This is a genomic window from Massilia haematophila, assembly GCF_042647645.1.
GTDB classification, from domain to species: domain Bacteria; phylum Pseudomonadota; class Gammaproteobacteria; order Burkholderiales; family Burkholderiaceae_D; genus Telluria; species Telluria haematophila.
In genome coordinates, this window is record NZ_JBHRVV010000002.1 from 87330 (window position 1) to 100009 (window position 12680).

Genomic DNA, 12680 nt, shown 5'->3' on the forward strand with positions numbered 1-12680 from the left:
TCGCTGGAGACTCAGCTTTAGTGCTCTGGTGCTAGGACTAGGTCTCATGCACACCCGCTCGAACGCGCTGGGCACTCTCAGGTACGGCACAACAGAGGCCAGCCGTGCGCCAGGCGCCAGCAACGCTCTAGGGACTTGGCGTGTTCGGCGAAGCCCCATTCTGGACCGAAGTCAGCAGCGGATTTCTGCATCTCGGAATGCAGCGTCACGTATGAGAAACGCCACCGTGCAAGATCATTGACCGCGGATTGCATAATGCGGAGCGAGCCGGTCCTGATGTCCGGCGCGGATATCTCCTGCAGGATGCGCCTGCGAAGCCCGTAGCTGCCGCCGGCGTAACCGCCGATGCCGTTGTAGACCAGCCTGAAGCCATCCTGCTCGATCTGGCAGACGTTCGGCAACAGATGATGCGCCTGCGTTAGACGCGCGATCGGCACTGATGCCCCGGGAAGTTCTGCAATAGTGCACAGCTCATCGATGCTGTATGACGTGTACAGAAAGTACAAGCCGGCGCAGGCGTTGAGCGGTTCGTTGATGACCGGGTACCCTTTGGCGTTTGTGCTGATCGGAAGGAACCGCGTGGTTCGCAGATTGTCGATTTCGTTAAGGATGTCGAGATACATCGGTGCCCGTTCATAGATCCACCGTCAGGACCGAAACTGCGCTGAGGCTACTGCGGCCGGTGACACGGCCGGAAGGCGCGCAATCAAACGGGCGAGTGTAAGGCATGTGCGCCGGTACTGGCAAGGAGTGCCGGTACCATTCACCCGAACGGCCGGGTGTACAGAAAACCGTCCGTTCTGGGCGTCGTTACGAAGCTTGGCCCAGTCGCCTTGCGAAAGGCAGGTATCAGAGGTGGTAGCGCCAGACTCTACTTTCCAAGGCGCGCGTCGTACGCCCATTTTCGGACCTTACGCACCACGAGTTTCGCCGCATCGGCGCGTCAACGGCATGTTGGTATAGAGCGCGGGAAGATCAATAATTCGTCAGGTCGTGGACGATACGTGTAGGCTGCTTTTTGAACGTCACGGACACCTTATTATTGACAATGTCCTTCTTGATCTCGTAATCCGGATTCAAGGTCGCCACGTTATGCGCCACAATCGCGGCAACAGCCGCGACTCCCAGCCCCGTCACTAGCGCGGCCCCGCCCGCTGCCACGATCCTGTTTTCGGTGTAAATCCGGCAGGTCATGCTTTTTTCTTCAATGGCTCGTTCCAACCGGCGCACCATTACCGCTTGGTCGACACAGGCTAGCACGACAAAGGAGGCCGTTCTGCCGATAAGGACTCGTAATAGCGCGTCGCTGAGATCCGTAGCATTCAGCTCTCCCCTGCCGATAACGGACTGCGGGATCAAAACGCCGTCAACCATGACTTCCTTCTCCCACTGGTCTGCGGCCGGTTCATTCATGAAATCCGCGATCTTGTCCTGCCAACTCTTCGATGTCGATGTCATATGTACCATGGCCTTTACGAATATTATTCTCCCGACATTATAGGCAACATACGCAGCAATTTATGTTTAATGGCAAACGATTTGTGCTGCGCGCCAGAGGGTTACGGCACGCGCCCCGGCGCGCCAGTACTCCGGGTTCACTAATCGCACGGATCGATCATGGTCGGCACAATGGCGCGAATGACGGGCTTTCTGCTTATTTGCCTGCAGCGAAGTTCTCTGCACTTGAACCGAGGTTTCCGCTCTTTGGCTGCGATCTGCCTCATGATTCGATAGCGTTTCTCGCCGCTATCGCCTTCAAACACACCTTCGGAACGCTGGCAGTCGAAGATAACATGCCGATTGTGGTGGCGAAGGACATCCTAGGCCATGCAAGCGCTTCGACTACTTCAATCTACATCAAGGTGAAGGACGAACGTATTGCAGAAGCAGCAGAGCAGTACTACGCCAAAAACGGAGGCAACAGGGGCAGCAGCAGGGGTAAAAAGTAGCTTTGGGATCCAAAGCGGTTGCAACTATGGATTGAGCTGGACTGTACACGGGTCCTGCAACTCGGCATAAATTAGTGCGTTCAACAGCTCCCCCGCGCGAACTGCCCGATCGGAAAATGCATTTACATCAGAGAGTGCCCACTCGACTCCTCTTTTGAACAATCGCTGATCATTATTTTGAGCGGTTCCTGGCTTTCCGTGTAAAAGACCATTTCGCTCTCTGACGACTTCACGAAACTCTTTCGCGAACGGGACGATCTTGGCTCGCAAGTTAGCGTCGGAGACGCGAGAAAACAGGGCTTCGAGATCCTGGCCAATAGTGCCAGCCGTTTTCCGCCTCGGCTCAATGCTGTTGATATAGCCAGGCTGGTTCATTGCCGGCTCCGACGGTAGCGACTACTTTTTTAACGCCAATTACGTTCGTGGAAGTGTTCCATCCTCAGGTGCGGAAGTCGAGTTCCAGCCGGAACGGTCTACGCGTGGGTACATTGCGAAAAACGTTAGAGTGCTCGTAACTGCCTAGATCGCGCAAGCAAAATGGCCTGGGTAACCAGGCCATTTTTTCGAGTCAAACCAGCGCAATACCATAGCGGTCCAAGAAGTCAGGAAGTCTTGGGTCAGCCAACAGCTTTATCGTTTCGTCCACCGTTGTCTCGACACGGTCAAATAGCGCTACTGACGGTAGATTGGAAAACCGCGACAAGAAGTACAGCCCATCGTAGTCCTTCGGGTGATCGAAAAAGCCCTTACTCCAACGATTTGGAGCGAAATAATCCGAGCACGCGGAAATAACTGAAGTTCCCCCGAGAGGGAATAGCGGCGCAGTTAAGTCAACTAGCATCAAATCTGTTCGCCCAACAATTCCCAAGGTAGAGATGCTGCGTTCTGCGATCTCGGACTCGTCTAGCACCAAAGGCCAGGTCTGAAACGCATCACGGACCAGCGTCTCAGCCATACATACATCAAATTCTGGGGACGCGTACAGCACCCCATACTCGTCCGCAGGGGCATCAAAACGATAAACTGTCGAGCTCGACGAGCGCCTGTTATAGAACAATGGCGAAAACGCGCTTCTGTGAATGCGCAGCAGAGGGAAGCTGGCAACGTCCAAGATCCGGACAGGGATTTGACGAAGGTGCAAGTCAGAAGGCGGCAGCGGGCAGTCTAGCAAAGGCGATGCGGGAGGTGTGCCAGTCATGAGGCCCCTTGTTGCTGATCTACGCGCCGTCGTGCGACCTCTACAATACGATCAAGTGGGAAGGTGTTGTCAGCGATTACGTCTTTTGGTGCTCTGCTGTCCAAATCTGTATGCGGGCGCCCAAGGAAGCTGTGAAGTGCCCAACAGCTCATTGAAGTCCCGATAAGCACTTGAAGGACAGCGCGAAGCCTCGACGCTTCAACGTCAAATTGCCACTTCGGATATCGGAAGCCACGTGTATTACCCTCGAGTAGAAGTGCGTAGAGTGCACCACGATTTCTCTCTTGATTTATGACGCGGTCTGAACGGCCCGAATACTCACTGGCGGCGGAGAGCGATAGGTTTTCTGGACTGTCAAACTCTGACCGCATGTATGAGGCTCCACGAGCCTTTGCGTTGGCCAGGGAGGGCGATGCGTGCTCTGTTCGAAGATTTACCAGTCCTGTCAGGACAGCTACTTGCTGTTTTAAATCCTCAACCTCTTGTTTCAAGTTTAGAACCGCTTGATGGTCCGTATCTGGTTCCGAGATCGAAACTAGGTCCAGTGTAGCGTAGTCATGAGGGAGAGCGAAGTAGTACAGAATCTTTGGCGCATTACCATGGAGAGCAGCACGACGGATGCGCTCCTCACGTGCCGCAGCGCCGGCAACAGTGGCGATGTGTGCCCAGGTGTTTCCGTCCTGAGCGTCGATCGTTCGTATAGCGGCGTCTACAAGAGCTTTATGCTCAGGTGACTCGTGCTCAACGTCGATTTGTTTGAAGCGGGCATCGCTTTCTAGCCAATTTCGAGTGTTAATGCGGTATCGGTGCGCATCGTTCAGTCCCAAACGTAGAAAACCCCAATCGTCACCAAGGGCATACTCTGGTGAGAGCCAAGAAGTGTTAGAAGATCTGGTCATGAAAGCAGTGTAGTTCATGACTTCCATGACATCAAGCTGGATTTCCGCTATTCCTTTCGGTGTTGAGGCATGACAAGGCGAAAAAAAAGCCTACCCGGTGAGGGTAGGCTATTTGAGCGGTTTGTCGAGTTAGGCCTTGGGGTTAGGTCTGCCCCCTGGGAATCGCCAAGATTGTTGAGACCGCGCCGCTTATGCCATAGCCACCTAGTTCACTTTCATGGGGCTTGTGAATCAGCCGGTCCAGGTACAGTAGGGTTCCGGTTTCGGTTGGCACGCTGCCGAGGACGTTGGCGATCGCCGGCGACGACGATCCCTTCCTGCGGACAACGACGATGCCTTCGCCAAGGTGGACGTTTGCTTCAGGGCTCTGGTGCAAACCTGCAGCTCAGCTAGAATGACGGCCTTTGCCTAACATGCGTAGTCACGCGAGCACGAGCGACCTGTTCAAGGGCCGACACTTCGAACAAGAGATCATCATCCTTTGCGTGCGCTGGTACCTGCGTTATAAGCTGTCGTACAGAGACCTGGTCGAGATGATGGCTGAGCGAGGCGTGCCCATCGCTCATACGACAATCCTGCGTTGGGTTCAGCGGTACGCACCGGAGTTCGACAAACGCTGGAGCCGCTTTGCGACATCGGCTGGTACCTCCTGGCGGATGGACGAGACCTACGTCAGGATCCGCGGCCAATGGGCTTATCTCTACCGGGCTGTCGATGCATCAGGCAAGACGGTCGACTTCCGGCTGAGTCCACGGCGTAACGTCGCCTCAGCCAAAGCATTCTTTCGCAAGGCTGTGCGCTCCCAACGCCGGTCACCTGAGACTATTACGCTGGACGGTTACGCAGCCTCTCACCGGGCCGTTCGTGAACTTCAAGAGCAGGGACGTCTTCCTGACTTGACGAAGCTTCGCTCGTCAAAATACCTGAACAATCTGATCGAGCAGGACCATCGCAATGTCAAATCCAGACTTGGACCGATGCTGGGCTTGAAAAGCTTCACTTCCGCTACCACGACAATACGAGGCATCGAGCTCATGCATCGCATTCGCAAAGGGCAGTTCGACCTACGAGGTCTGGGAACTCAGGGGCAAACTCCGTCCGAAATCTGGGCAGCTGTTCTGGCTGCGTGAACTCAGCCGGCGCACTGCAGGTTCGCGTGCCTTTGTCCATAATTTGCACCAGAGCCTCACATGCTACGTCGAGAATTGAAAACCGTCATAGGGAAACGCTGATTAATTGACGATTTTTGCGTCTCCGAGGTTTTTTTGCGACGCGGTTGCGCTCCAGCTGCGATCTCGTTTTTAGAGATCACTACAGCCTGTTTTTATGCGATATAGCGGTATCCCTTGCGCCTTTTGGCGCTCAGGACGCAACTCGGGTTTCAGTGACCCTAAATCGCCGGCCAGCCAGCACTAAATTGGCGAAGCCAAACAGAGTAAACAGTTGCGCGGTGTTCTTCGCCAGGCCGCGGTAGCGCGTCTTCCGATGACGGAACAGGTTCTTGATGACATGGAACGGATGCTCGACTTTCGCGCGCACGCTGGCCTTCAAATGCTCCAGTTTTTCCGTCATGCGGCCCAGTTTGTTTTTGGGAAGCGCCTTGCGTTTGGAGCGCTTCATGGCGACATGCCAGGTCACTGCTTTGCCAACATTTTCGGGGCGCTTCTCCACGCCCTGATAGCCTGCGTCGCCGAGTGCAGCGGTCTCGTCTCCATGCAAAAGCGCATGTGCTTGCGTCACGTCGGAGACATTGCCAGCCGTGCCCACGACGGTGTGCACCAGGCCAGACGCAGCATCAACGCCGATGTGCGCTTTCATCCCGAAGTGCCAGTCATTGCCCTTCTTCGATTGGTGCATCTCCGGATCACGCTTGCCATCCTTGTTCTTCGTCGATGGTGGCGCGGCGATCAGCGTGGCGTCAACAATGGTCCCCTCGCGCATCATCAGACCCTTTTCGGCGAGGTGTCGGTTGATCGTATCGAAGATCTGGCGCGTCAGATCTTTTGCTTCGAGCAGGTGACGAAACTTGAGCAGCGTCGTCGCGTCTGGCGCCGACTCGCGGCCCAAATCGATGCCGACGAAAGCGCGAATGGCCTGGCTGTCATAGATCGCATCTTCAATACCTTCGTCCGACAAACCGAAGCATTGTTGAGCCACATACATCCGCAGCATTCGCGCCAGCCCGATCGGTGGACGGCCAGCGCCTTCGACCTTCGGATAGAACGGCTCGACCAGTTTGTGCAGCATGCTCCACGGTGTCACGCTTTCGATCTCAGCGAGAAAAAGGTCGCGCCGCGTGAGCTTTTTCTTGGCGGCGTATTCGAGGTCGGAGAAGCTCTTTTGCATGATCGATGGCGGGCGAGGAACGTAGCGTCATTGTCTCAGGTTGCGGCACCGGCGGGAACCGGAGCGGCCGAATTAATCAGCGTCTCCCTAGCTCAGGCAGCGAGGACAGCTGCCCAGATTTCGCACGGACCTTGCCCTTGGAGTGCCAGAGCACGTAAGTCGAACTGCCCCTTGCGAATGCGATGCATGAGCTCGACGCCGCGAATTGTGATGGCAGCGGTAGCGAAGCTTTTGAGGCCAAGCATGGCGCCCAGTCTGGACTTCACATTTCGATGGTCTTGCTCGACCAGATTGTTCAGATATTTCGACGAGCGAAGTCTCGTCAGTTCGGCTAGCATGCCTTGCTGTTGAAGTTCTCGAACGGCTCGGTGAGAAGCTGCATACCCGTCCAGCGTAATAGTCTCAGGCGGCCGGCCTTGAGAACGTACCGCTTTGCGGAAGAAGGCCTTGGCCGAGGCGACGTTGCGCCGCGGGCTGAGCCGAAAGTCGACGGTCTTGCCTGCCGCATCGACCGCCCGGTAGAGATAAGCCCACTGGCCGCGGATCCTGACGTAAGTTTCGTCAACGCGCCAGGACGTGCCTGCCTGCGCCGAAAACCGGCTCCAGTGCTTATCGAACTCAGGCACGTAGCGCCGAACCCAGCGCAGGATTGTCGTGTGAGCGATCGGCAGGCCTCGCTCGGCCATCATCTCGACCAAGTCGCGGTAGGAAAGCTTGTAGCGCAGGTACCAGCGCACGCACAAGACGATGATCTCTTGCTCGAAGTGTCTGCCCTTGAACAGGTCGGTCTTGCTTGGACGGTTACTCATGCTGTGCAAAGGTCATCATTCTAGCCGAGTCGCAGATTTGCACCAGAGCCAGTGCGACAACAACGTACGCTGAGCAATTCTGGATAACCAATATCGCCAGAAGCGGACAGTCCGTGCGGAGCGACGGCGAGCTTTTGGCTTCCTCACCCCATAACGTGAGCTTGGCAGGCTTCGGCGCGGCCTCAGGTGTGGCATGCCGGGCCAGGAGAGGCCGAACGGGTGGGCCATCGGATCGTACCAGCATTCCGTGCATTTTCCTGGTGTAATCATCGAGGGTCAGACGATATTCTGGTTCAGGAAGTCGGCAATCGAGGGCAGATACAGTCGCTGGACGGATTCGGTTGCCTGATCCCTGGACGTCCAGATCAAGAAATCGACATGAACCTTATGCTGGAGCCTTACTTTCTAACAGGGTGGACAGCGTTTTAGCGGCAACACGTACAGAGAAACGTGATCGTAGTGCGTATGGCGTTTTGTCATATAGGACTAAGTCAGTATGATGAATATATATGCGAAAGCCGGACAGAAGGTTCGATATACTGGCCGCGGTGGTTACGAGGAACAGCGGGCGCATATCGAGAGTCTGGGTGTGAGGGCGGGAGACGTTTTGACTGTGTTCTTCACTCAGGTCGGCAGGGGTTCAACCGGCGTCGTCTTCGAGGAAATAGAAGGGATCCATAATTCAGCCATGTTCGACCATTTCAGGGAAAACGTCGACAATACTGAAGTCTAAGTAGCTGTCAGGCCGGCAACAAACTGGCGCAGGGACAGGACCATCCGTCGAAGCAGGGACAGGGCAAGCTAAATGCGCTACGGCGGCTCTGTAAAATAATGGCAGATTCCCTTGTCAGGTTTCGATGCCGGTTCACCAGAACGTTTCATGCTGATCCAGGGTACACCTGGACGCCCATCTCATTGGACGCATATGCCGATCTACCGAGCCGTGCCCATCAGAAATTTCGTGAATAACCGGCGCATTGTGCGTCACCCCGGAAAACGCCTACCGGGTAACATTCCCTATCTCGTCGACAACCTCTGGGAGTTTGCCCGGCCGGAGGCCATGCCCTCCCGGCGGCATGCTGTTTATGCCAGCCCAACCGCTGAGCTTGCACTCGAAAATGCGCTGGTGCCTAACACGAGTGCCGCCGACTATGTCGTCTGTGAAGTAGCATTCGAACGGCCTGCTCCAATGATTCAGCTATCAGTAAAGGACGCACGCTGGCATCCCGACGTGGGTACATTGCAGCGGGCAGTCAACGCAATGATTGAACCCTGGGTCGATATTGCACTGTCGAAGAGGCTGCCCCTAGCGCCGCTGTTCATGCCAGGTGCTACCAAGGTTGACCTGACCGAGGCCATGGAGGGCAGTCCCGAACTCCTATACATCCTCATGCAAGTTTCCAAGCTGGTCACGCTCTGGGACGATGCCGCTGCACCCAGCGGTGAGCTATTTTTTGAGCTCACCGAGGATAACGCGTATAGGCTTACGCATATCTAGAGCGCCTAACAAAACCTCTCGGCATACCTCCAACAGATGAGCGTGTACTCTAGCGAGAGCAACGCTTGGTGAATGTCGGCTCGGCGCTCGAAGCGGATGCCAAGTCGGCGAAACTGGTGGAGCCAACCAAGCGTTCGCTCCACGACCCATCGCCATCGGCCAAGCCGCTCGCGTGACTCCACGCCGTAGCGCGCAATCCTTGCTGCAGTCCCGCGCCCACGCGGCCAAGCTCCATTTGCTCGAGAAGCGTAGGCGCGATCAGCATGCAATTTCCCTGGTCGTTTTCGAGCTTGGCCTGACAGTCCTCCAATGGCCGGGTTCGCCTTGACCAGCGGGACAAGGAGTCGCAAATCGTGCACTTGTGCGCCTGAGATGCAGGCAGCCAAAGGGAGTCCACGCTGATCTACAACTACATGATGTTTGTAGCCAAGTTTGCCTCGATTTGTTGGGTTTCAGCCAATATGTTCACCTCCGAAGGGTGCGGGCACGCTAGCGGCGTCAATGCTCGCTCGATCCCAAGAATCTGGTCGTACTCGCGGGTCGGCGTAAGACCGCGTCATGCATCATTATATGTGCGTCACTTTTTGCCCTAATCAGCTACCCTACTTCGATCCCCAGGTCTCATCGGTAGCTCAACAAGGAGCGTCGCCGTGTCATCAAATCAGAAATCCCAGGCCGCGATTTACGTGCGGATGTCAACGGAAAATCAGAACTACTCGACCGACCATCAGCGTGCCAAGATCTATGAGTACGCGCTCGGCAATGGAATCGACGTCGTCAAGGAATATGTTGACGAAGGGAAGAGCGGACTTGACATTCGGCGCCGCACTGGACTAAGCAACTTGATCCACGATGTCCAGTCAGGGATGGCTAACTTCCAACTCATCATTGTGTACGACGTTAGTCGTTGGGGCAGGTTCCAAGACGTTGACGAAGCCGCTTATCACGAACACACGTGCCGTCGCGCTGGCATCAAGGTCGTCTACAGTGGAGAACAATTCGCTGACGATGGCACACCCCTTGGCGCATTAATGAAGAGCATTAAGCGCACGATGGCTGCCGAGTACAGCCGTGAGCTTTCGACAAAGACGTTTAATGCTCAATGCCGATTTACCCAGTTCGGCTACAAACAGGGCGGTCATGCCGGCTATGGCTTGAGGCGCTTAGCAATCACGAAAGACGGCACACCACGTCGTGTACTAGAGTACGGTGAAGCAAAGGGAGCTGTTACCGATCGGGTTGTTCTCATACCAGGGCCGGCGCATGAGGCTGCTACCATTCGGAGGGTGTATAGGCTCTACTTGGAGCAAAAGCTCAGCGAACCTGCTATTGCACGACTCCTGAATGATGAGGGAGTTGCCAGCGAGTTCGGCAGGCCGTGGACACACTCCATGATCAATTCACTGCTGACGAACCTGAAGTACTGCGGAACGCTGGCGTTCAACCGCAAGTCTTGCAAACTCTCCAGCCGCCGCACAGCCAACCCAATCGACCAATGGATCATAAATGAGGGAGCCGTCGAGCCCCTGATCTCGCCATCACTATTTGCCAAGGCACAAGATGAGCGAGCTAGGCGCCTTCGCCGGTACACCTTAGATGAGTTGCTTAGCCTGCTTCAGGCATGCCACAAGAGGCATGACAAGGTAAACGCGAAGATCATCGCTGCAGATCCTTTTATGCCAGACCCTCAGCTTTTCGTGCGCGGGTTTGGTTCTCTTATCGCTGCGTACGATGCTGCTGGGTTAGACCGCTGCCCATCACATGTCTTTGTCGAAACCAAAAGGGTCATCGCTACCAGGCTACGCGACCTTTTTAAAGAAGTCGCAAGCCACGCACGATCCGCAGGGGTTACCGTTGATGACAGTGAAGCACCTCATCGATTTATTATTAATGACTCAGTCCGCGTAAAAGTAGAGATAGCGACTCGACGCAGGCCAACGAAGGGGTTTGTGAACTGGAGGGTTAAACCCTGTCCAGGAGCTGATTTCGTCATCACAGCACGCCTACATGAGGATACGCATGAGCTGCTCGACTATTTCTTGATCCCAGCAGCAAAGCTGGCTAATGGAGCGCTGTATTTGAAAGAATCGAATCTCGCAGGCTTTGCTGAGATACGGTACACATCGGTCGCAGCAATGTTCGGTAAGTAAGTGCTGGGAAGCGCAACCTCCAGGTGACGAGTAGTTGTTAGCATTTTTAAGGAGTTCGCTATGGTTTTGCCTCCTACACCCGGTGCGGCACTGTACGTCCGAGCGTCAACTGAACATCAGAACTATTCGACTGACCATCAGGAGTCGGCCCTGCGAGAATATGCAGCACAGCACGATTTTGAGGTGGTCGCTGTGTATCGCGACGAAGGACGAAGTGGACTTACGCTCGATGGACGAAACGGGCTCTTACGACTTCTCGAGGACGGTGCGGCATGCGCCTGCGGTCGACTTTATCTTATGGGTGCGAATGAACCAAGCCAATGAAGAGGTGGCCCAAATTTACTTGCTTCCTGTACAAAACTTTCCTGATCATCAGTACTTATGGCCATCGACACGCACGCTGCCCAGCTACCAGCAGTTCGCGCACGCCTCGATGGCGGATGTGTTTGGTCTGAGCTAACTAAAGACTCCTATCAGAAATGATAGCTTCCAGCTCTGCTACTCAGAGCTAGGATTTTGCATCATGCTTACCTAGAGCGAAGCCATGTGTGCCTTGTTCAATACAGCCCTTTCCGATGCAACGCGCACATGCCAATTGGCGGCAGCGCAGGCATCGTTAGAACCCGTGTTAGAAAGCTGCGCTTACGTCGGCTTCATCGTTCAGCTACAGGACTTTCGGTTTGAGAAATACGTCAAACTGCATGAGGCGGTTTCAGCCTTTATACGCGTCATCGAAAAGCGTATAGAAAACCGAGACTTTACTTGCCTCTACATCCACCCCGCGTCAAGTGAGTTGGATTCTGCTGGAGCACCCCGAGTGGTTTTTAATGCCCAAGGTCGTGTTCTCTACAAATGGTAGTGCTGTGCTACCGTAAGCGGCACGAGATACGCTGACTTATAACGGACCCAGTTGGCTGTTTGCTATCGACCAATAATGGGCATCGTTTCTAGTTTCTAGCAGGCAAGCTATTGATCCTACGATTTCGCTATGAACGTGATGACAACTTTTAGTCGACTGGCGCCCAGTCTACTAGACCTGTTGTCAAATGAAAAGCTGTCTACCTTGAAGCTACAAGTAAAGACATGTCAATACATAGTGGAAAATGAAGCGGAACGCAGCTAGCGTTTGGCTACATGTACTAGTAAGGCCTCGCTCCCCTGTTGCAGCGTGGCAACACTTCGAGTTCCTACGTTATAATATCGGTCATGAAAGAGCAAGCCGTCAAACATCTTGGATACGTAGGTATCACAATCGTCACATTCATCGGAGTGAACTGGGTCAACGAAGCTGCGTTTATTTGGCTTGAGCAAAGTCGTGGGATCAACTGGGTGTTTCTGCCTGCAGGCGTCCGTCTTTTGGCAACGCTGCTTTTTGGATTCTCCGGTTTCCTAGGCTTACTCCTGGCGAGCATTTACCTCAATTTCCACCATTTCTCTTTTCAAGATGATGTGCGTGCACTTAGCGGTGCGATAGCGGCGGCAGGTGGTCCTTACCTTGCCTATCTCTTCGCGAAACACTGGTTTGACTTAGGGCCACGCCTAAAAAATTTAACTGCGCAGAGGCTCTTGTTTACCGGGGCGCTGTGTGGACTCGTGAGTCCTATTTTTCACCATGCGTTCATGTGGGTCTCCACTGGTTTAGTAGACTGGACAGCACTTGTGGCAATGATTACCGGCGACATAGTTGGAATTCTTATCGTGCTTCACATCGCAAAGGGAGTGATCACGCTTACCGATCCACGCGACGTAGAGCCGCATCCTTACTAACGCATTCGTCTCGTTACCTCGCTGTACGAAGGCTTGAACATGGTCTGCTTTTGGCCGATTGCAG

At 54.6% G+C, this 12680-nt stretch carries 13 protein-coding genes and 1 pseudogene; 6 read left to right on the plus strand and 8 right to left on the minus strand.

What is annotated here, in order from left to right; translation table 11 throughout:
- Positions 1–77 precede the first annotated feature (77 nt).
- Positions 78–623 (minus strand): hypothetical protein, encoded by a 546-nt coding sequence (locus tag ACFOPH_RS25235; RefSeq protein ID WP_379738134.1) that lies wholly within the window; start codon positions 621–623, stop codon positions 78–80.
- Between the two features lie 352 nt (positions 624–975).
- Entirely contained in the window at positions 976–1458 is a 483-nt protein-coding gene (locus ACFOPH_RS25240) for a hypothetical protein (RefSeq protein ID WP_379738136.1), read from the minus strand.
- 62 nt (positions 1459–1520) lie between these two features.
- Between ACFOPH_RS25240 and ACFOPH_RS25245 the strand changes: the two genes are divergently transcribed.
- Positions 1521–1949: a hypothetical protein gene (locus ACFOPH_RS25245; RefSeq protein ID WP_379738138.1), complete on the plus strand. Its 429-nt coding sequence runs from the start codon at positions 1521–1523 to the stop codon at positions 1947–1949.
- A 24-nt stretch (positions 1950–1973) separates the two neighbouring features.
- Here ACFOPH_RS25245 and ACFOPH_RS25250 read toward each other — a convergent pair whose 3' ends face one another.
- The 3 genes from ACFOPH_RS25250 to ACFOPH_RS25260 form a co-directional block, all read right to left on the minus strand.
- Positions 1974–2324 carry a hypothetical protein gene (locus ACFOPH_RS25250; RefSeq protein ID WP_379738140.1) on the minus strand — a complete coding sequence of 117 codons (351 nt, stop codon included), beginning with the start codon at positions 2322–2324 and terminating at the stop codon, positions 1974–1976.
- A 193-nt stretch (positions 2325–2517) separates the two neighbouring features.
- On the minus strand, positions 2518–3147 hold the full coding sequence (locus ACFOPH_RS25255) for an RES domain-containing protein (RefSeq protein ID WP_379738142.1): 630 nt from the start codon (positions 3145–3147) through the stop codon (positions 2518–2520).
- Positions 3144–4064, minus strand: a complete 921-nt coding sequence (locus ACFOPH_RS25260) for a hypothetical protein (protein ID WP_379738144.1) — start codon at positions 4062–4064, stop codon at positions 3144–3146. Before ACFOPH_RS25260 ends, ACFOPH_RS25255 begins: the two co-directional genes overlap by 4 nt.
- Positions 4065–4459: 395 nt before the next feature.
- Here ACFOPH_RS25260 and ACFOPH_RS25265 point away from each other — a divergent pair, with 395 nt between their 5' ends.
- The gene (locus ACFOPH_RS25265) at positions 4460–5176 is read left to right on the plus strand and encodes an IS6 family transposase (RefSeq protein WP_379738146.1); all 717 of its coding nucleotides are present in this window, start codon (positions 4460–4462) and stop codon (positions 5174–5176) included.
- Between the two features lie 232 nt (positions 5177–5408).
- On the opposite strand, the gene ACFOPH_RS25270 is transcribed toward ACFOPH_RS25265, so the two are convergent.
- Both ACFOPH_RS25270 and ACFOPH_RS25275 read right to left on the minus strand, forming a co-directional pair.
- On the minus strand, positions 5409–6392 hold the full coding sequence (locus ACFOPH_RS25270) for an IS5 family transposase (protein WP_379738148.1): 984 nt from the start codon (positions 6390–6392) through the stop codon (positions 5409–5411).
- A 92-nt stretch (positions 6393–6484) separates the two neighbouring features.
- Complete coding sequence (locus tag ACFOPH_RS25275; protein WP_379738150.1) at positions 6485–7201, minus strand: IS6 family transposase; 717 nt, start codon at positions 7199–7201, stop codon at positions 6485–6487.
- Between the two features lie 844 nt (positions 7202–8045).
- Here ACFOPH_RS25275 and ACFOPH_RS25280 point away from each other — a divergent pair.
- Positions 8046–8699, plus strand: a complete 654-nt coding sequence (locus ACFOPH_RS25280) for a hypothetical protein (protein WP_379738152.1) — start codon at positions 8046–8048, stop codon at positions 8697–8699.
- A gap of 5 nt (positions 8700–8704) precedes the next feature.
- Here ACFOPH_RS25280 and ACFOPH_RS25285 read toward each other — a convergent pair.
- Positions 8705–9133: pseudogene (locus ACFOPH_RS25285) on the minus strand (IS5 family transposase); the annotation flags it as partial.
- Positions 9134–9349: 216 nt separating this feature from the next.
- On the opposite strand from ACFOPH_RS25285, the gene ACFOPH_RS25290 reads away from it, so the two are divergent.
- From ACFOPH_RS25290 to ACFOPH_RS25300, 3 genes are all read left to right on the plus strand, one after another.
- A complete protein-coding gene (locus ACFOPH_RS25290; RefSeq protein ID WP_379738154.1) occupies positions 9350–10849 on the plus strand; it encodes a recombinase family protein in 1500 nt (499 codons plus the stop codon).
- 60 nt (positions 10850–10909) lie between these two features.
- Positions 10910–11173 (plus strand): recombinase family protein, encoded by a 264-nt coding sequence (locus ACFOPH_RS25295; RefSeq protein ID WP_379738155.1) that lies wholly within the window; start codon positions 10910–10912, stop codon positions 11171–11173.
- An 882-nt stretch (positions 11174–12055) separates the two neighbouring features.
- The gene (locus ACFOPH_RS25300) at positions 12056–12616 is read left to right on the plus strand and encodes a hypothetical protein (protein ID WP_379738156.1); all 561 of its coding nucleotides are present in this window, start codon (positions 12056–12058) and stop codon (positions 12614–12616) included.
- The last annotated feature ends 64 nt before the right edge of the window (positions 12617–12680 follow it).

Excerpts from the sequence above, each read along its gene's own strand:
- ACFOPH_RS25240 (WP_379738136.1), bottom strand. The coding sequence starts at position 1,458 with ATGACATCGACATCGAAGAGTTGGCAGGACAAGATCGCGGATTTCATG.
- ACFOPH_RS25275 (WP_379738150.1), bottom strand. The coding sequence starts at position 7,201 with ATGAGTAACCGTCCAAGCAAGACCGACCTGTTCAAGGGCAGACACTTC.
- ACFOPH_RS25235 (WP_379738134.1), bottom strand. The coding sequence starts at position 623 with ATGTATCTCGACATCCTTAACGAAATCGACAATCTGCGAACCACGCGG.
- ACFOPH_RS25245 (WP_379738138.1), top strand. The coding sequence starts at position 1,521 with ATGTTTAATGGCAAACGATTTGTGCTGCGCGCCAGAGGGTTACGGCAC.
- ACFOPH_RS25250 (WP_379738140.1), bottom strand. The coding sequence starts at position 2,324 with ATGAACCAGCCTGGCTATATCAACAGCATTGAGCCGAGGCGGAAAACG.
- ACFOPH_RS25260 (WP_379738144.1), bottom strand. The coding sequence starts at position 4,064 with ATGAACTACACTGCTTTCATGACCAGATCTTCTAACACTTCTTGGCTC.
- ACFOPH_RS25300 (WP_379738156.1), top strand. The coding sequence starts at position 12,056 with ATGAAAGAGCAAGCCGTCAAACATCTTGGATACGTAGGTATCACAATC.
- ACFOPH_RS25255 (WP_379738142.1), bottom strand. The coding sequence starts at position 3,147 with ATGACTGGCACACCTCCCGCATCGCCTTTGCTAGACTGCCCGCTGCCG.
- ACFOPH_RS25265 (WP_379738146.1), top strand. The coding sequence starts at position 4,460 with ATGCGTAGTCACGCGAGCACGAGCGACCTGTTCAAGGGCCGACACTTC.
- ACFOPH_RS25295 (WP_379738155.1), top strand. The coding sequence starts at position 10,910 with ATGGTTTTGCCTCCTACACCCGGTGCGGCACTGTACGTCCGAGCGTCA.
- ACFOPH_RS25270 (WP_379738148.1), bottom strand. The coding sequence starts at position 6,392 with ATGCAAAAGAGCTTCTCCGACCTCGAATACGCCGCCAAGAAAAAGCTC.